This is a genomic window from Microbacterium sp. DT81.1, from assembly GCF_049844955.1.
In the GTDB taxonomy this organism is placed as follows: Bacteria; Actinomycetota; Actinomycetes; order Actinomycetales; family Microbacteriaceae; genus Microbacterium.
This window is the reverse complement of the sequence record NZ_JBNCMA010000005.1, coordinates 225,454-242,898: the sequence shown is the minus strand read 5'-3', so window position 1 is coordinate 242,898 and position 17,445 is coordinate 225,454. Positions and strand designations below refer to the sequence as shown.

General features: G+C 70.5%; 19 protein-coding genes. 13 read left to right on the top strand and 6 right to left on the bottom strand.

Features of this window, described 5'->3' with window-relative positions:
* Window positions 1-68: 68 nt before the first annotated feature.
* The 6 genes from ACLQ2Q_RS15000 to ACLQ2Q_RS14975 all read left to right on the top strand — a co-directional run bounded on the left by ACLQ2Q_RS15000 (window position 69) and on the right by ACLQ2Q_RS14975 (window position 5,373).
* Window positions 69-1,079, top strand: coding sequence for a sugar ABC transporter substrate-binding protein (locus ACLQ2Q_RS15000; protein ID WP_425821275.1), 1,011 nt, complete (start codon window positions 69-71; stop codon window positions 1,077-1,079).
* A 79-nt stretch (window positions 1,080-1,158) separates the two neighbouring features.
* A complete protein-coding gene (locus tag ACLQ2Q_RS14995) occupies window positions 1,159-1,929 on the top strand; it encodes an SDR family NAD(P)-dependent oxidoreductase (RefSeq protein WP_425821274.1) in 771 nt (256 codons plus the stop codon).
* A 13-nt stretch (window positions 1,930-1,942) separates the two neighbouring features.
* Entirely contained in the window at window positions 1,943-2,866 is a 924-nt protein-coding gene (locus ACLQ2Q_RS14990; protein WP_425821273.1) for a sugar phosphate isomerase/epimerase family protein, read from the top strand.
* Between the two features lie 69 nt (window positions 2,867-2,935).
* A complete protein-coding gene (locus ACLQ2Q_RS14985) occupies window positions 2,936-4,423 on the top strand; it encodes an aldehyde dehydrogenase family protein (protein WP_425821272.1) in 1,488 nt (495 codons plus the stop codon).
* Between the two features lie 51 nt (window positions 4,424-4,474).
* Entirely contained in the window at window positions 4,475-4,981 is a 507-nt protein-coding gene (locus ACLQ2Q_RS14980; protein ID WP_425821271.1) for a 2'-5' RNA ligase family protein, read from the top strand.
* 35 nt (window positions 4,982-5,016) lie between these two features.
* Entirely contained in the window at window positions 5,017-5,373 is a 357-nt protein-coding gene (locus tag ACLQ2Q_RS14975) for a hypothetical protein (protein ID WP_425821270.1), read from the top strand.
* 5 nt (window positions 5,374-5,378) lie between these two features.
* On the opposite strand, the gene ACLQ2Q_RS14970 is transcribed toward ACLQ2Q_RS14975, so the two are convergent.
* The 6 genes from ACLQ2Q_RS14970 to ACLQ2Q_RS14945 form a co-directional block, all read right to left on the bottom strand.
* On the bottom strand, window positions 5,379-5,975 hold the full coding sequence (locus tag ACLQ2Q_RS14970; RefSeq protein WP_425821269.1) for a DUF1697 domain-containing protein: 597 nt from the start codon (window positions 5,973-5,975) through the stop codon (window positions 5,379-5,381).
* A 49-nt stretch (window positions 5,976-6,024) separates the two neighbouring features.
* Window positions 6,025-6,594, bottom strand: a complete 570-nt coding sequence (locus ACLQ2Q_RS14965) for an alpha-ketoglutarate-dependent dioxygenase AlkB (RefSeq protein WP_425821268.1) — start codon at window positions 6,592-6,594, stop codon at window positions 6,025-6,027.
* Between the two features lie 72 nt (window positions 6,595-6,666).
* On the bottom strand, window positions 6,667-7,881 hold the full coding sequence (locus ACLQ2Q_RS14960) for an MFS transporter (protein ID WP_425821267.1): 1,215 nt from the start codon (window positions 7,879-7,881) through the stop codon (window positions 6,667-6,669).
* A 201-nt stretch (window positions 7,882-8,082) separates the two neighbouring features.
* A complete protein-coding gene (locus ACLQ2Q_RS14955; RefSeq protein WP_425821266.1) occupies window positions 8,083-9,261 on the bottom strand; it encodes a 4-hydroxybenzoate 3-monooxygenase in 1,179 nt (392 codons plus the stop codon).
* A gap of 189 nt (window positions 9,262-9,450) precedes the next feature.
* Window positions 9,451-10,005 (bottom strand): NADPH-dependent FMN reductase, encoded by a 555-nt coding sequence (locus ACLQ2Q_RS14950; protein ID WP_425821265.1) that lies wholly within the window; start codon window positions 10,003-10,005, stop codon window positions 9,451-9,453.
* Between the two features lie 158 nt (window positions 10,006-10,163).
* Entirely contained in the window at window positions 10,164-10,916 is a 753-nt protein-coding gene (locus ACLQ2Q_RS14945; RefSeq protein WP_425821264.1) for an IclR family transcriptional regulator, read from the bottom strand.
* 231 nt (window positions 10,917-11,147) lie between these two features.
* Between ACLQ2Q_RS14945 and ACLQ2Q_RS14940 the strand changes: the two genes are divergently transcribed.
* The 7 genes from ACLQ2Q_RS14940 (at window position 11,148) to ACLQ2Q_RS14910 (ending at window position 17,301) form a co-directional block, all read left to right on the top strand.
* A complete protein-coding gene (locus tag ACLQ2Q_RS14940; protein ID WP_425821263.1) occupies window positions 11,148-11,918 on the top strand; it encodes an IclR family transcriptional regulator in 771 nt (256 codons plus the stop codon).
* Window positions 11,919-12,187: 269 nt separating this feature from the next.
* Window positions 12,188-13,006 (top strand): protocatechuate 3,4-dioxygenase subunit beta, encoded by an 819-nt coding sequence (gene pcaH / locus ACLQ2Q_RS14935; RefSeq protein ID WP_425821262.1) that lies wholly within the window; start codon window positions 12,188-12,190, stop codon window positions 13,004-13,006.
* Between the two features lies 1 nt (window position 13,007).
* Window positions 13,008-13,598: a protocatechuate 3,4-dioxygenase subunit alpha gene (gene pcaG / locus ACLQ2Q_RS14930; RefSeq protein ID WP_425821261.1), complete on the top strand. Its 591-nt coding sequence runs from the start codon at window positions 13,008-13,010 to the stop codon at window positions 13,596-13,598.
* 105 nt (window positions 13,599-13,703) lie between these two features.
* Window positions 13,704-15,053, top strand: coding sequence for a lyase family protein (locus ACLQ2Q_RS14925; protein ID WP_425821260.1), 1,350 nt, complete (start codon window positions 13,704-13,706; stop codon window positions 15,051-15,053).
* Window positions 15,050-15,853, top strand: a complete 804-nt coding sequence (locus tag ACLQ2Q_RS14920) for an alpha/beta fold hydrolase (RefSeq protein ID WP_425821259.1) — start codon at window positions 15,050-15,052, stop codon at window positions 15,851-15,853. Before ACLQ2Q_RS14925 ends, ACLQ2Q_RS14920 begins: the two co-directional genes overlap by 4 nt.
* The gene (pcaC, locus tag ACLQ2Q_RS14915) at window positions 15,834-16,250 is read left to right on the top strand and encodes a 4-carboxymuconolactone decarboxylase (protein ID WP_425821258.1); all 417 of its coding nucleotides are present in this window, start codon (window positions 15,834-15,836) and stop codon (window positions 16,248-16,250) included. Before ACLQ2Q_RS14920 ends, pcaC begins: the two co-directional genes overlap by 20 nt.
* 43 nt (window positions 16,251-16,293) lie before the next feature.
* Window positions 16,294-17,301 (top strand): acyl-CoA thioesterase, encoded by a 1,008-nt coding sequence (locus ACLQ2Q_RS14910; protein ID WP_425821257.1) that lies wholly within the window; start codon window positions 16,294-16,296, stop codon window positions 17,299-17,301.
* Window positions 17,302-17,445 lie beyond the last annotated feature (144 nt).

Sequence of the window (17,445 nt, the reverse complement as noted above, 5' to 3'; positions counted from 1 at the left end):
AAGCTGAGCGGGTCTCAATCCCGCTCGGGCACCAGCAGCAAACGCAGTCACAACAAAGGAGTAGACAAGTGCGCACGAAACTCAAGGCTCTCGCCGCAGTCGCGGCGGCGGCGACTCTGGTCCTGGCAGGCTGCTCTTCCGGCGGGAGCGGCGGTGGCACCGGCGGCGGCGACGCCGCTGCGGGGGGTGGCGACGACGCGTTCAAGGTGATTGCGTTCACCTCCGGGAATCAGACCCCGATCGGGGCGTGGTGGGTGAAGGCGGTTCAGGAGCAGGCCGACGAGCTGGGCTGGGACCTGACGATGATCCAGGGCGACTTCGACTTCCAGAAGATGAACCCTGCGGTCGAAAGCGCGATCGGACAGGGCGCCGATGCCATCTTCGACGGTTACACCGACGTCGCCTCGATCGGCTCGATCGTCACCGCCGCGAAGGATGCCGGCATCCCGATGTTCGCCATGGACAGCGCGACCGAGGCGAACGACGCCTTCGCGATCAACATCACCACCGACCAGCAGGGGATCGTCGACCAGACGGTGGGCGCGATCGACGAGTCGCTCGGCGGCCTCGACGGCAAGACGGTCATGGTCATCGGGCACGACCCGCATCCGGGTATCCGTCTCCGTGCGAGCCTCGCAGAAGAGGCGTTCACCGAAGCGGGAGCCGAGATCGCGGGTGGGGAGATCCAGAAGGTCACCTCGCCGGCCACCGGCCGCACCGAGGCGCTCGCGCTCGTCGCCGATTACCTCACCGCGAACCCCGACGGCCTCGACGCCGTCTGGGTGGGTTGGGATGACGCGGCCCTCGGCGCGGCCCAGGCCATCACCGAGGCCGGCGCGGGCGCGAAGGTGACCGGAGTGGATGCCACGAGCGAGGCGATCGCCGGGATCCAGTCGGAGGGCGCCTTCCTCGCGACGATCGAGCAGCCGTGGCCGTCGATCCTCGACTCGGTCATGGAGCACATGATCGCCTACCAGGAGGACGGCACGCTTCCCGACTCCAACTACGAAGCCGTCGACACGACCCTCGTCACGATCGACAACGCGGCGGATATCACCCCGTCGGATCAGCTCGAGTAGCCCATCCGGAGCCGGTGGAGCGGGACGGCCCGCCCCACCGGCTCCCATGCCCTCCATCAGCTCCAGGACAGGAGAGAACATGCGTTTGACAGGCAAGGTCGCACTCATCACGGGAGGGGCCAGCGGGATCGGCCTGGCCACCGTTCGGAAGTTCGTCGCCGAGGGCGCGAAGGTCGCGGTCGCCGACATCGACCTCGCGCGCGCGCAGGCGGTTGTAGACGATCAGGGTGCCGGTGCCACCGTCGCCGTCGGCGTCGATGTGTCGGTATTCGCCGAGGTAGAAGCCGCGGTGCGGAGCACTGTCGACGCCTTCGGAAAGCTCGACGTCATCTTCAACAACGCCGGGATCGCCGGGGGCAAGCCGTTGCTCGACCACGACCCGGAAGTGGACTACGCCCCCATGATCCGCATCGACCAGGACGGCGTCTACTACGGCATCCTGGCGGCGGGTCGGCAGTTCCGTGACCAGGGCACGGGAGGTGTGATCATCAGCACGTCATCGATCTACGGTGAGCAGGCCGCGGAGCTCGCGTTCTCGTACAGCGCCGCCAAGGCCGCCGTGATCTCTTTCACGCGCTCGGCCGCGTACGAGCTGGCTGAGTACGGCATCCGCGCGGTCGCCATCACACCGGGACGGGTGGCGACGCCCATCATCAACCAGTTCAGTGACGAACTGAGGAGCACCTTCGCCTCCGAGCAGCTGCGCAACAGGATGACCGAGCCGGAAGAGATCGCGAACGTCGTCGCGTTCCTCGCCTCCGACGAGTCCAACGCGATCAACGGCACGGTGGTGCACGTCGACGACGGCTACTCGGTCTACAAGCAGCGCCTCGACCTGCCCACGTTCTGAACGGAGGTGACGCATGACCGATGACAGCCACACGGCGAGAACGCTCGATCTGGCGTGCCACGCGAACATCCTGGTACCGGATGTGGCCGCGGGGCCGTTCGCGAAGGCCCTGAAGGTCATCGCCGAGGCCGGATACTCCTCCGTGGTGCTGCCGCCGCTCGATCCGATGTCGACCGATGCGCCGGCGCTGCGCGCTCTGCTCGAGGAGAGCGGGCTGGCGCCGATCACGATCGCGGGCGGGATCTCGGCGCACACCGACGTCGGTTCGGCCGACTCTGGGGTGCGCGCGGCGGGAGCAGCACTGCTGCGAGGCGCCGTCGACTTCACCGCGGCCCTCGGCGGCGATCAGATGAACGGAGTGCCGTACGGCGTCTTCGGTCATCCCCAGGCCCCGACATCCGACGCCGGCTTCGAACGGGCGGCGCGCGAAGTCGGGGCTGTCGCGGACTATGGCCACGAGCGCGGCATCACGATGACGTTCGAGGTGCTGAATCGCTACGAGACGTCGGTGGTGAATACCGCCGCCCAGGCGCTGCGATTCGTCGAGCGAAGCGGGTCCGACCATCTCCGCATCCACCTCGACACCTTCCACATGGCGATCGAGGAGGCCGACATCGTCGAGGCGATCCGCGTCGCCCTGCCGAAGCTCGGGTATCTCGAGCTGGGCCAGTCCGGGCGGGGACTGCTCAGCAGCGGAGCGCTCGACATCGCCGACATCGTGCGGCAGGCGCTGGATCTCGGCTACGAAGGCCGGATCGGCGTCGAAGCATTCTCGCGCGGCGTCCTCCCGCCCGCGGTGGGCGACATGCTGGCCATCTGGCGCGACCCGTACGACGACGGCGCCGGCCTGGCGGCGGACGCCGCCGAGGTCATCCACCGTGGTTGGATGCTGAGCACGGTCGGACGGCGCCCGCAGCGGCTCGTCCTGAAACCGTAGGCCGCGCGGCCTGAATTCGCGGGCACGATCCCGCACGCAGAAACGACACGACAACCCGAAGGAGTTGCAATGAGCACCATCACGCAGACATCCGGCGCACTGATCGACGAGTCCGCGTTCGCAGGCAGGATCCACATCGACGGGGAATGGGTGCCTGGCGGAGGCGGCGAGATCCCGTCGATCGAGCCGGCCACGGGTGCCACGCTCGCGCTGGTGGGCATCGCGGATGCCGCGGACGTCGCCCGCGCTGCCGAAGGTGCCGCCCGGGCGCAGAAGGAGTGGGCGGCGCTGCCGCACCCGGCCCGGTCCGCCGTGCTGCGCAGGGCGGGGCAGCTGTGGGAGGAGCACGCCGAGGAGATCTCCGGCTGGAACATCCGCGAGGTCGGGGCCATCCCGCCGCTCGCGGGCTTCGCCCTGCACGTCACCGCTGCCGAGTGCTACGAGGCGGCGTCGCTGCCCTCGGCGCCCCTCGGCTCCGTACTCTCGAGCGAGGAGCCGCGGCTCTCGATCGCCCAGCAGGTGCCGGTCGGCGTCGTGGGAGTCATCTCCCCCTTCAACGTGCCACTCATCCTCGGCATCCGCGCAATCGCACCCGCGCTGGCACTCGGCAACGCCGTTCTACTCAAGCCCGACCCGCGCACGGTGATCACGGGTGGTGTGTCCATGGTGCGCATCTTCGAGGAGGCGGGCCTGCCGGCCGGGCTGCTGCAGCTGGTACCGGGAGGCGCCGACGTCGGAGAGGCGATGGTGGCGGATCCGCGTGTGCGCGTGATCGCCTTCACCGGGTCGACACGCGCCGGGCGCTCGGTGGGCGAGATCGCCGGGCGGAACCTCACCCGCGCGCACCTCGAGCTCGGCGGTAACTCTGCGTACATCGTGCGCGGCGACGCCGATGTCGACAAGGCCGTGAACCTCGCGACCTGGGGGTCGTTCCTCCACCAGGGCCAGATCTGCATGACCGTGGGGCGCCACATCGTGCACGAGTCGCTGTTCGACGAGTACGTCGACAAGCTTGCCGCGAAGGCGGAGTCGATGCACGTGGGCGATCCCGCTGCGGATCAGGTGCACCTCGGGCCCCTCATCGACGACATCCAGCGCGACCGCGTGCACACCCTCGTGCAGGACGCCGTCGCGGCGGGCGCAGAGCTGCGCGCCGGCGGCACCTACGAAGGGCTCTTCTACCGCCCGACAGTGCTCGCCAACCCGCCGAGGGATGTCGCGGCGTACAGCGACGAGGTTTTCGGGCCCGTGGCATCCGTCGTGTCGTACGCGACCGACGATGAGGCCGTCGAACTGGCCTCGGATACGGACTACGGACTGACGCTCGGAATCGTCACCGCCGACGTGTTCGGCGGGCTGGAGCTGGCGCGGCGCATCCCCACCGGGATCGTGCACATCAACGATCAGACGGTCAACGACGAGGCGAACGCACCGTTCGGCGGGGTCGGATCGTCGGGGACGGGATCGCGGCACGGCGGGGCGCAGGCGAACATCGACGCCTTCACCGAGACCCGGTGGATCACGCTTCGCCGCGAGCCCGCCGCGTATCCGCTGTAGGGGCGGTACATGGTGCCGACGACGCCTCGCCGATTCGGCTAGGGTGCGGGCATGGGGCAGGTCGTCAGCATCGAACTGCTGCTGGATGTCGCCACGGAGGCTCGTGTGCGCCACGAGTGGGACGCCCTGGCGGCGGCCGGGCTGCCGAGTCTCGCGAATCACGTCTCGCCCAGCAACCGTCCCCACATCACGCTGGTGGTGCGCTCGGAGCTGAAGCCTTTCCACGCGGCCGACCTGGTCGGCTCGTTGCCGATTCCCCTCACCCTCGGCGGACCGACACTGTTCGGGGCGGGCGAGCACCGCGTGCTCGTGCGCAGCGTCGTGCCTACGCGGGAGCTGCTTGAGCTGCACGCGGCGGTGCACGAACGAGTCGGACCGGGTGACGACGCCCGCCACACCAGCCCGGGCGAGTGGTCGCCCCATGTCACGCTCGCGCGCCGGCTGCGTCTGGGCGACCTCCCGGCGGCGGTGCCGCTCGTCGGCGAGGAGCTCCGCGGGCAGGTGGTCGGCATCCGTCGATGGGATGCGGCATCCGCCACCGTCACGGACCTTGGTTGATGACGTCCGACCCGCCCGGAACTACCGTTGGACGCATGAGCGAGAACAGTGCCGCCCGCGAGTTCTTCGAGAGCTATACCGCCGCCCTGCTTGCCCGTGATGCGGCGGCGATCGCCGGTCACTATGCCGTGCCGGCGCTGATCCAGTTCCCCGAACAGGCGATCGCGGTGTCCGACCGCTCCCAGACGGAGGCGTTCTTCGCCCAGGCGTTCGCTCAGTACGCGGGCATCTCCGAAGCGCACCCCGAGATCGATGTCGTCGCCGAGACCGCCCACAGCATCTGGGCCGATGTCACCTGGTCATACGACGACGACGCTCGCAACGAACGGAACATGTATCAGCTCGTCTGGGCCGGCGACGGCTGGAAGATCGCGGTCCTGACGCCTCTGTGAGCACATCAGGCCCCGTTCACGGCGTCGAGCCTCTCGAGCAGGCCCGTGCAGGTGCGCCAGGTGCGCACGGTGATCTGCTGGAAGACGGGCATCGCCATGAACCTCTGGATGCGCGTCTTCGTCGCCTTCGACGCCACCCGGGAGAAGTAGATGACGCCGGGCCCGGGCGTCACGGAGTCCACACCGTCGCGCAGCTCGGGAAGTTCCGCGAGCGCCTGGGCCGCGGTGAGCGGGTGCTTCAGGAAGAAGACGTCGCTCCGCAGCTTCGGCGATGCGTGGTCGGCGGGCGCGGCGTCGAGAGTCTTGGCCAACTCGTCCCGGGAGCGGATCACGACGAGCAGCGGCACGTCGAACCGCTCGTGGATCACCTTCTCGACCGCGGCTTCGAGCTTCGGCCCCTTCTGCCGCGGGGCGGTGAAGAGCACGTTGCCGCTCTGCAGGTAGGTGCTGACCTCTCCGTACCCGGCGTCGCGGAAGCACTCGGCGAGGTCCGGCATGCGGATCAGATTCCTGCCTCCCACGTTGACGCCCCGCAGCAGCGCGACGAACGACGAGCCTTTGCGCGCGGCATCCGCTGGTCTCTTTCGAGCGACGGCGGTCATGTGCATAGTGCTACCAGAGCCGGGCGGATGCCGCGAGGGGTCGCCCCGCTCACGAACGAGGGCGCGCGAGCTGCCGGAACGTCACGGACCAGCGGTCCTCGGCCACGGGCGGGATCGAGTGCTGCCAGGTCCAGCGCGCGGCGCCGGTGAGCACGTACGCCGATCGGGACGCGAGCGGCTGCTCGAAGACGCGGCGTTCGCCCCCGGCCGCCGTGCGCTGGAAACGCATCAGGCAAGCGGAGCCGAGTGAGACGCCGACGACGACGCCGCCGAAGGCGAGCACGTCCTTGTGCCAGCCGATCGTGGCGCCGGGTGGGTAGAACGAGACGAGTGCCTCGACGAAGGTGAGCGGATCGACCCCGCTGAACTCGGCGGCCTTCGCCCGGAGGCCGAAGAGGTAGTCGGGCACCGGTTCGACCTCGACGGTGCCGCGGGTGCCGAAGTCGTATCCGACGCCGAAATGTCGAGTGAGCCGACGCGACGGGACGCCGTGCAGAACGAGCGGAGTCACCTCGAGCCGCGCGAACCGTTCGAGCAGCGCGGCCTCCTCTGGCACCGTGATCACTTCGTCGCGATACGAGAGGCCGGATGGTTGCTCGAGAACTCCGCGCATTGCCATGGGCCCCAGTATCGACGGAATCGACGATCGCGCCAGGGTCTTGCCGTGCTGCTTTCTGTACCGGGCCGTCGGTCAGCGGCGGTGGAGCACGAAGCGCTCGCGCCCGACCAGTGCGCCGATGACCCCCTGCCCCAGCAGCACGAGCACGAGCAGCAGCAGCGGCGCCGTCCAGTCGCCGGTGAGGGTGTGCAGGGCGCCGAAGGCGATCGGTCCCAGGGCGGCGATGACGTACCCGACCGACTGCGACATGCCCGAGAGGGCGACGGCCGTGTGATGGTCGCGGGCGCGCTCGGCCATCAGTGTGAGCGACATGCCGAGGGATGCCCCCGCCGACAATCCGGCCAGGCACGCCCACGCGAAGACGCCCGCCGGCGCCAGGATCAGGCCGAGCGCGCCGATGATCGCAAGCGATGGGAGCAGGGCCGGCACCCACCTCCGCAGCCGGCCGCGGAGGACCACCGGCACGAGCAGCGACCCGATCACGCCGGTGATCTGGAAGAACATCACGTCGACGCCCGCGACGACCTCGCTCCGTCCGATGGACGTCGAGATCGGCGCCAGCCAGGTGACGAGCATGTAGAAGGACGCGGCCTGCAGACCCATGTACGCGGCCACCTGCCACGCCAGCCCGTCCCGCCAGATGCCGGTCGGCGGGCGGCGTGTCGTCCCGCGCGCCCGGGCAGCGGCATCCGTGTGCGCACCGCGCATGGTCCAGGCCCACAGCGCGATGGCGAAGGGCAGCAGGATGCCGGTGGCCAGCAGCGCGGGACGCCATCCGAGCTCACCGCCGTCGGCCTCGAGGTGCGAGACCGGCACGACCATGCCGGACGCGATGGCCCCGACCCCGCCGAGCAGGGCCGTGTACACCGCCATCACCGCGGGCACACGGGCGCCGAAGTCGCGCTTGATCACGGCCGGCATCAGCACGTTGGCGATCGCCAGGGCCACCCCGATGAGCACCGTCCCGAGCCACAGGTTGATCGCCGGGCCCGCAGCAGAGCGCCAGATGGTGCCGGCGGTCAGGAGGAGCAGCGACCACAGCACGACCCGCGAGTGCCCGAACCGCTGACTCAGGTCGTGGGCGAGCGGCGAGACGAGCGCCCAGGCGATGAGCGGCACGGCGGCCAGCAGGCCGAGCGCGGCGCTGCCGATGCCGAGGTCGTCGCCGATCTGGTCGAGCAGCGGGCCGATGCCGGTGATCGTCGCCCGCATGTTCGCGGCGATGACGCAGACCGCGACGAACAGCAGAAGTGCCGGTTTCGGCTGCCCCTCCCGCGACTGGCCCATGGTTCCGGGACTATACCCCAGCCCCGCTTGCTCTGTACCGGGCTCCGACTCTCCGGTATCGGTGCCCGAGCCGCCTCCGGTCCCTGAGCTTGTCGAAGGGTCGACGCCTCGACAGGCTCGGCGACCGGCATCGTCGACGCCTCGACAGGCTCGGCGACAAGGACTCCTCGACAGGCTCGGCGGCCGGGACCGGTCGAACCCCTACAGCTCGATCGGCCAGCCGGTGTACGCCTCGGCGAGATACGTACGCCCGGCCTCGGACTCGACGACCGAACGCAGCTCGCCCAGCTGGCGCAGCCGGTCGAAGTCCGATGCATTCGGCGCCACGTGCAGCATGCTCGTCATCCACCAAGAGAAGTGCTGAGCCTTCCAGATGCGCCGCAGCGCCTTGTCGGCGTAGGCATCGATCGCGCTCTCGTCGTTGTGGAGCAGCAGGGCGCGCAGGGCGAGCTCGAGCAGGATCACGTCGGCGACCGCGAGGTTCATGCCCTTGGCGCCGGTCGGCGGAACGGTGTGCGCGGCGTCGCCCACCAGCACGACCCGCCCCCGGCGCAGCTCGTGGGCGACGAAGCTGCGGAACCGCAGCACGTCGCGCTTGATGATGCGCCCCTCGACCAGCGTCGTCCCGGGCACGCGCGCCTGTAGCGCCTCCCAGATCTCGGACTCCGACAACGCGTCGGGGTCCGCATCCGGGTCGCACTGGAAATACATTCGCTGAACCGTCGGGCTGCGCTGGCTGATCAGGGCGAACCCGTCGGGCGAATTGCTGTAGATCAGCTCCTCCGCGCTGGGCGGGGCCTCGGTGAGGATGCCGAACCAGGCGAACGGGTATTCCCGGAAGTACCCGCCGGTCGATGATCCCGTCACGGCTGGCCGCGCCACGCTGCGTGACCCGTCGGCGCCGACCACGAAGTCCGCCTCGATCTCGAGCGCACCGCCCCCGGCGTCCGTCGCGATCACGCGCGGACGATCGCTGTCGGATCCGTCGACCCGCTCGGCGGTGATGCCGAAGCGCAGGTCCTGGCCCGCGGCGAGTCGCACCTCGATCAGGTCCTTGAGCACCTCGTGCTGTGGGTAGAGGTACACGCTGCGGCCGGTGAGGCTCGGAAAGTCGATGCGGTGACCCTGGCCCGCGAACCGGAGTTCGATGCCGTCGTGCTTATTCGCCTTCGCGCGGATGCTCGGGCTCGCGCCGGAGCCTTCGAGCACATCCACGGTGCCCTGCTCGAGGATGCCCGCGCGAATCGTCGTCTCGATCTCTTCGCGGGTGCGGGAGTCGATCACGATCGAGTCGATGCCTGCCTTCTCGAGGAGGTGCGAGAGCAGCAGGCCGGCCGGGCCGGCCCCGATGATGGCGACGCGGGTGCGGGCGGTGGTCATGACGTCTCCTTCGACGACGGGCGGATGCTGCATCCAGTGTGGTGGCCACGAACGAAGAACGCGTGCCCATTCTCATTGAATGGGCACGCGTTCGCTAGCGCCTGAGGTCGCTGAGCGTGTCGAAGCGTCGCTTGAGGTCGCTGAGAGTGTCGAAGCGTCGCTCGGGTCGAGGCGTCGTTCTCCGTCGGCTCAGGCGGCGACGGCCTCGATCCGCACCACGGCGAGCTCATCGAGGATCGACTGCAGCTCGGCGGTGAGTTCGGCCGGCGCGGCCAGCTTGCCGCTCTCGTCGAGGAGCGCCCAGGGGGTCTGCACCTGGAGGTCGCGGGAGGTGCGGTCGAAGCGCAGGTTGCGCAGCACGTAGTCGAGCTGACCGATCATACGGCTCTCGGGGTAGGCGCCGTAGCCGACGACGGCGGCGCGCTTGCCGCCCCACTCGGCGACGAGATAGTCGAGCGCATTCTTCAGGACACCGGGGTAGGAGCCGTTGTACTCCGGGCTCACGATCACGAAGGCGTCGGCGGCGGCGACGCGCTCGGCCCAGGCGAGGGTGTGCGGCAGCTCGTACTTGCCGAGCATCGGCGGGTGCGCCTCATCGAAGAACGGCAGGCCGATCTCCTGAAGGTCGGCGACATCGACGGTGAAGTCGCCGCGGCCGCGCGCGGTGTTCGCAACCCAGTCGGCGACCGTGTGGCCGACGCGTGCGGAACGGGTACTGGCGGTGATGACCATGAGAGTGGGCATGAAGAGCTCCTGGGGATGTGGTGGGGAACGAGAGGACGCCGCGTCCTTGCGGGACGGCGGCGTCCTGATGCCCAACCGCGGTCGTGGCCGGGGCATTCCCGATGCACGTGAATGGATTTCGGCGACCGGCTCCGGTCGCTCCGCCGCAACGACGCCCGTCAGCGGCGGTCGGCGGCGAGGGCCGCTTGGATGCCGGCGGCGGCGGCCCGCAGCGCCTCGAGCGGTTCCGCGGTAGGGGCGTCGCGCGGCAGCACGACGGACAGCGCGGCGACGACCTCACCACGATCGCGCACGGGCACGGCCACACCCGTCGACACGGCCTCGATGGAACCGGGGGCGATCACCCATCCACTGCGGCGCACCTCGGCGAGCGTTCGGCGCAGCACAGCGGCATCCGTGATCGTCTCCGGCGAAAGGCGGGCGAGCGGCTTCGACAGGATGCCATCCTGCAGCTCGGTGGGTGCGTGGGCCAGCAGCACGAGCCCCGACGACGACGCGTGCAACGGCAGGCGACCGGCGATGCGCGTGATGTTGGCACCGGATGACGGGGACGAGAGCCGCTCGAGGAACAGCGCCTCGTCCTGCTCCAGCACGGCGAGCTGGGTGTGCTCGCCGACGCGGGCCTGCACCCGTTCCATGTAGGGCAGCGCCGCCTGGCGCAGCCGCAGGGCCTCGGATCCACGGAGCGCAAGCTCCCACAGCCGCATGCCGAGCCGCACGCGATGGTCGTCGTCCCGTTCGAGCAGCCCGGCCTCCACGAGCTCTGCCACCAGGCGGTGAGCCGTCGAGGAGGGCAGGGCGGCGCGGCGCCCGATCTGGGCCGCCGTCTGGACGGTGCGGTCGGGGCCGAACGTCTCGAGGACGCGCACGACCCGGTCGGTCACGGAGTCGCCGGAGGGCGAATTCGCCATGCGCCCACCTTCTCACGGGCGGTGACTCGGTCGGGGTCCGACCGGACCGGGTCCGATTGGACGGGCTCCGGCGGGACCGGGTCGACGGCTCTCCGGCCCGTTCTCCTCCGTTGTGTCGCCGACCCCGCCGTCAGTCCGTCGGCCGGAAGTAGTCCGCTCGCAATGGACCAGCGTTCGGAGCGTCGCCGCGCGGTCTTCGGTGGGTAACCTCGGAGCAGAGCAGGAGGAGCGGTGGACGACGACAGCGGCGCCGGTGACGGGGTGCTCGCCCGTGCAATGCGGGTGCTGGAGTGCTTCACCGACGACGAGCCGACGCTGACGGCCGGCCGGCTCGGCGAACGCACAGGCCTCTCGTCATCCACTCTGCACCGCCTGCTCGCACAGCTCACGGCTTTCGGCCTGCTGACCCGCGCTCCCGGCCACGGTTACACGATCGGCGTGCGCCTGTGGGAGCTGGGCGAGCTCTCCCCGCTCTCGCTGCACCTGCGCGAGACCGCGCTGCCGCACATGCTGCGGCTCTACGAGGCCACCGGAGAGAACGTGCACCTGGCCGTGCTCGATGCTCCGTCGCCGGAGGCCGCGGTCGCCCTCTTCGTCGGGCGCGTCACCGGACAGGGGTCGATTCCGACCCTCAGCCGCATGGGCGGCCGGCATCCGCTGCACACCACGGGTGTCGGCAAGGCGCTGCTGTCCACGCGCGACGAGGCGTGGCTCGGCCGCTACTTCTCCGTCCCGCTCGAGCGGGAGACGACGCACTCGATCACGTCGGAGCCGGAACTGCGCGCGGAGCTCGTGCGCGCACAGGCGCGAGGCTTCGCGACGACGCGCGAGGAGATGACGCTCGGGAACGTCTCCGTCGCTGCCCCGCTCTCGGGCGTCGAAGGACTCCCCCCGATCGCGATCGGCACGGTCGTGAGCCTCGAGCACGCGGACGAGCGCCGGCTGGGCGGCCTCGTCGTGCAGACCGCGAAGGACCTGGCACGAGCACTGCGGACGCCGTAGGGCACCGGCGTCGCGCTTCGGGAGGACATTCCGCTTTGGGAGGACTCGTACCGCCGAATCCATCCTCCCTAGCCGGGATCTCCTCCCGAAGCGGCTGGACGAGGCGCGGCGCCGGCGTCGGGGTGGGTCCAGCCCTCGCCGCGGGAAGGGTTCCTCTCCCACTGAGTGGGAGTGCGGGCGGATACCGGAGGCCGGGGCTGTCACGATTTTCTCGACGACTGCGCCCCAAAGCCCGGGCGGGTCGGAGTCGATTTGTCGAAGGGGACACCATGACCTCACCCACGCCGACCGCGGCGTCCCCCGAGTCGCTGCTCGCGCCGGCCATCCAGGTGACGCAGGCGGCGATCACGCAGGAGATCAAGGACGTGCATGCCGACGCCCTGCGCCGCGAGGCCGCGGGCGAGCGGGTCGGACGCAGCCTGCACGACTTTCCGCCGTACCGGTCGAGCCTGCTGCGGCATCCGACGAAGAACCTGCGTCTCGTCGACCCGGAGACGATCGAGCTGCACTCGCCGGCCTTCGGCCAGCGTGACGTCGCGGCCATCGAGTCGGATCTGACGCTGCAGCACACGGGCGAGCCGCAGGGCGAGCGGATGACGATCACCGGCCGGCTCCTCGACTCGTGGGGGCGCCCGGTCGCCAACCAGCTCGTCGAGGTGTGGCAGGCGAACGCCGCCGGCCGCTACATCCACCAGCGCGACCAGCATCCGGCACCCCTGGACCCGAACTTCACGGGTGCCGGCCGTACGGTCACCAACAACCACGGTGAGTACTTCTTCACGACGATCAAGCCCGGCCCGTACCCGTGGAAGAACCACGTCAACGCGTGGCGCCCGGCGCACATCCACTTCTCGGTCTTCGGCAGCGCGTTCACCCAGCGCATCGTGACGCAGATGTACTTCCCGTCCGACCCGCTGTTCGCACTGGACCCGATCTACAACACGATCCCCCGACAGGCCGACCGCGATCGCCTGATCGCGACGTACGACCACGACCTCACGGTGCCGGAGTTCTCGATGGGCTACCGCTGGGACATCGTCGTCGACGGTCCGGATGCGACGTGGTTCGAACCAGAGGGAGAGCACTGAGATGGCACGCTTCGACAAGCTCAGCGACCGGGTGGATCTGGGCGAGAAGACCCTGGAGCCGACGGCCGGACAGACCGTCGGCCCCTTCTTCGCCTTCGGGCTCGACTACGCGAAGAAGCACGAGGTCGTGTATCCGCACAGCCCGGGGTCGGTCATCCTCGGCGGCACCGTGTACGACGGCGGCGGCGCCCCGATCCCGGATGCGGTGATCGAGATCTTCGGCGCGACGCCGGAGGGGACGGTCCCGACCGCGCGGGGAGCGTTCCGCCGCGACGACCACAGCTTCACCGGCTTCGGCCGGGCCGCGACCACGGATGAGGGTCGCTACGAGTTCTGGACCCTCAACCCGGGTCCCATCGATGGCAAGGCGCCGTTCTTCGCGGTCATCGTGTTCGCCCGCGGGCTGCCCGACAAGCTGCACACGCGCATCTACCTTCCGGAGCACGAGGACCTGCTCGCCGCCGACCCGCTGCTCTCCTCGCTGGAGCCGGAGGACCGCGCTACGCTCGTCGCAACGCGCCTGCCCGATGGCAGCCTGCAGCACGACATCCGGCTGCAGGGCGAGAAGGAGACCGTGTTCCTTGCCTTCTGACGCTTCGTCTCGCGCAGCGGTCCCTGAGCGAGGAGCGAAGCGACGAGACGAAGGGCGCTCAGCGACCAGGGAAGGGCGCTCAGTGACCGAGGAGGTTGCGCACCGATGAGCATAGACGTCGGGCTCTTGTCGCCGGTCACCGCCGGGTATGACGAACTCGTGACGGATGACGCCGTGCTCGACGCCCTCGTCACCGCGGAGGTCGCGCTGGTGCGGGCCTACGCCACGGTCGGCCTCGCCGACCCCGCTCACGCGGACGCGGTCTCACACGCGCTCGGCTGGGTGGATCCAACGAGCGGATGCCGCGGCCACGGGCTCGACGCCGCGGTCCTCGCCTGTGCGGCGGTGTCCGGCGGCAACCCCGTGATCCCCCTCGTGGGCATGCTGCGCGACCGGGTGCCGGAGGCGGCGAAGCCGTGGGTGCACCGGGGTGCGACCAGCCAGGACATCCTCGACTCGGCCCTTCTGGTGGTCGCGCGCAACGCCGGGGTCCGACTGCACGAGTCGCTGCTCTCCGTCGAGGCCGACCTCGCCGAGTTCGCCGCCGGGCACCGCAATCAGGTGGCCGCGGCCCGCACCCTGACCCAGCACGCCGTGCCCACGACCGTCGGACTGCGCGCGGCGAACTGGCTGCGCGGCGTCCGCCGGGCGGCCGATCGACTGCAGGCCGCGGTCGCCGCCCTCCCCGCCCAGCTCGGGGGCGCCGCCGGCACTCTCGCCTCCTTCGTCGAGATCGCGTCGTCCGAGGGCGACCCCGCCGCGGCATCCGCCCTGCCGGCCGCCTTCGCCGCCGAAGTGGGGCTCGCCGCGCCAGCCGCACCATGGCACACCACCCGGTGGCCCATCACCGAGCTGGGAGACGCGCTGGTGCAGGTGCTCGACGCGCTTGGAAAGTTCGCCGCCGACGTGGCGACCCTCTCCCGCACCGAGATCGGCGAGCTGACCGAAGGCGCCGGCGGCGGGTCGTCGGCGATGCCGCAGAAGCAGAACCCGGTCGACGCCGTGCTGATCCGCTCGGCCGCCCTGCGCGCCCCGAATCTCGGCGCGACGTTGCACCTCGCGGCGGCGCTCGCCGTGGACGAACGTCCCGACGGCGCCTGGCACGCCGAGTGGCCGACTCTGCGGGAGCTCCTCCGGGTCGCGCTCGGGGCGACGGCGCACGCCGCTTCCCTCCTCGAAGGTCTGACGGTGGATTCCGTCGCCGTCGCGCGCAACCTGGCGAGCACCAATGGGCGAATCCTCGCCGAGCGGCTCTCGATCGCGCTCCGCGCGGTTCTCGGGAAGGACGCGCTCTCCGCCCTTCTCGCGGGCGGCGAAGACCTTGCGGACGCTCTTCGCGCGATGCCCGAGCTCGAGGGCATCGATGTCGACGCCCTGCTCGACCCGGCCGACTACACCGGCCTCGCCGGTGACCTCGTCGACGACGTGCGCACTCCGAGGGACGCGGCCCGGTGATCCCGGCGATCGCGATCACGGCTCCGGCCGGTCCCGAGGGCGGTCCTCTGCTGGTTCTCGGTCCTTCACTCGGCACGTCGACGATCCTGTGGGCCGACGTGATCCCGTCCTTGGCCGCTCGATGGCGCGTGGTCGCCTGGGATCTGCCGGGGCACGGAGCCTCGCCCGGTGCAGCCGAGCCGTTCACCGTGGGTGAGCTCGCGGATGCCGTCGCCCGGCGGATCGAGGACCTCGGCGGCGGTCCGGCGCTCTGTGCCGGGGTGTCGCTCGGCGGTGCGACCGGGCTGGAGCTGTGCCTCCGGCATCCGCGGCTCGTTCGCTCGGCGGCGATCGTGGCATCGGGCGCGCAGCTCGGCGACCCCGCATCGTGGGCCGAGCGCGCCGCCCAGGTGCGGGCCCAGTCGACGTCCTCGCTGATCACCGCATCCGCCGGCCGATGGTTCGCACCGGAGTCGATCGCCCGACGCCCCGAGCTCTCGGGCCGCCTGCTGCACGCTCTTCGGGAGGCGGACGACGAGAGCTATGCGCTCTGCTGCGAGGCGCTCGCCGCCTACGACGTGCGCCCCAGGCTCGGCGAGATCGAGGTGCCCGTGCTCGCCGCATGGGGCGAGTTCGACGCGGTCGCTCCCGAATCGAAGGCCGCCGAGGTGGCCGCCGGCGTACGCGACGGACGAGCGCTGCGCATCGCGGATGCTGCGCACCTGCCTCCCGCGGAGCAGCCCGACGCCGTCGCCGACGCGCTCCTCGAGTTCTTCTCCGAGATCGAACGAAGGGGCGAGGATGCCACGACCACAGGGTGACGGACTCCGCGACGGCGAGCGCTACGAGCAGGGCATGGTGGTGCGCCGCGAGGTGCTCTCGGACGCCCACGTCGACCGGTCCATCGAGAACACGACCGACCTGACCGCGGACTTCCAGGACTTCATCACCCGCATCGCGTGGGGCGACATCTGGTCGCGGCCCGGCCTGGACCGGCGATCCCGCTCAGTGGCCGTGCTCACGTCCCTCATCGCCCACGGACACCACGAGGAGCTCGCGATGCACCTGCGGGCCGCGCTGCGGAACGGGCTGACGGTGGACGAGATCAAGGAAGTGATCCTGCAGTCCGCGGTGTACTCGGGCGTCCCGGCCGCGAACTCCGCGTTCCGGATCGCGGGCGAGGTGTTCGCCGACGCGTCGCGGGACGCCGGTCGATGAATCCGGCCCGGGTCTTCTGCGCCGACGGCGATACGCTGACGCCGTGAGCACACCGACGGCACCCGCGCGAGGCGTTCCCCGCGACGACCGGATCACCCTCCGGTTCATGAGCGTTCCCGGTGACACCGCGGCGGGCGGACGGTCGGTCGCGGCCGGCAGCGTCATGGAGTGGATCGACAAGGCCGGCTACGCGTGCGCCGTCGGATGGGCGGCCGCCTACTGCGTGACCGCGTACGTCGGCAATGTGCGGCACCGGCGCCCGATCGCGCCCGGCAGCCTCATCGAGGTGAACGCGCGCATCATCCACACCGGGCGCAGCAGCATGCATGTGGTCGTGACGGTGTCCTCGAGCGAAGTGGAGCGCCACGACTACCGCCCGGCGACGACGTGCGTGCTCGTCTTCGTCGCCAAGGGCGCGGACGGGAAGCCGGCCGAGGTTCCCGCGTGGCGGCCCGCATCGCGCTCCGACCACAAGCTGGCCGAGGCGGCCCTCGACCGGATCCCGGCGCGCACCGAGATCAAGCGACTCATGCTGGAACAGGAATACACCGAGGCGTCGAGCGCCCCGCGCGTGACGATGCGCTTCCTGGTGCCGCCCAGCGTCGTGAACTGGGGCGGCAAGGCCCACGGCGGCACGGTGATGCGCTGGATCGATGAGGCGGCGTACGCCTGTGCGGCCTCGTGGATGCGCGACGGCGATGGCGCCAGCGAGGCCGTCGCCGTGTACTCCGGCGGCATCCACTTCTTCGCGCCCGTGCGCATCGGCGACCTCGTCGAGGTCGACGCGCGGCTCATCCACACCAGCGCGCACAGCATGCACATCAGCATCCGCGTGTCCTCCGCCGATCCCCGCACGCCGCACGAGCAGACGCTCACGACTCTGTGCATGAGCGTCTTCGTCGTAGCCGGCGCCGCCGGGGTGGCGCTGCCGGTGCCCGAGTGGGAGCCGTCGACCGACGAGGACCGGCGGCTCGATTCGCACGCGCGGCAGCTCATCGAGCTGCGCGAGCACATCGTGCCGATCCCCGCTTCGCTGACGCTCGAGGCCTGACCCTCCCTGCCGAGGGGACGCATTCGGCGGCTTCCCGGCCCCTGAAGCCGCAGGTTGCGTCCCTTCGCGGGGCGGGGGATTCTCTCCTCGGGCGCGCGGAAAGGCAAGGGGTGGCGCGGGTCGCACCCGCGCGACACCGTGGCA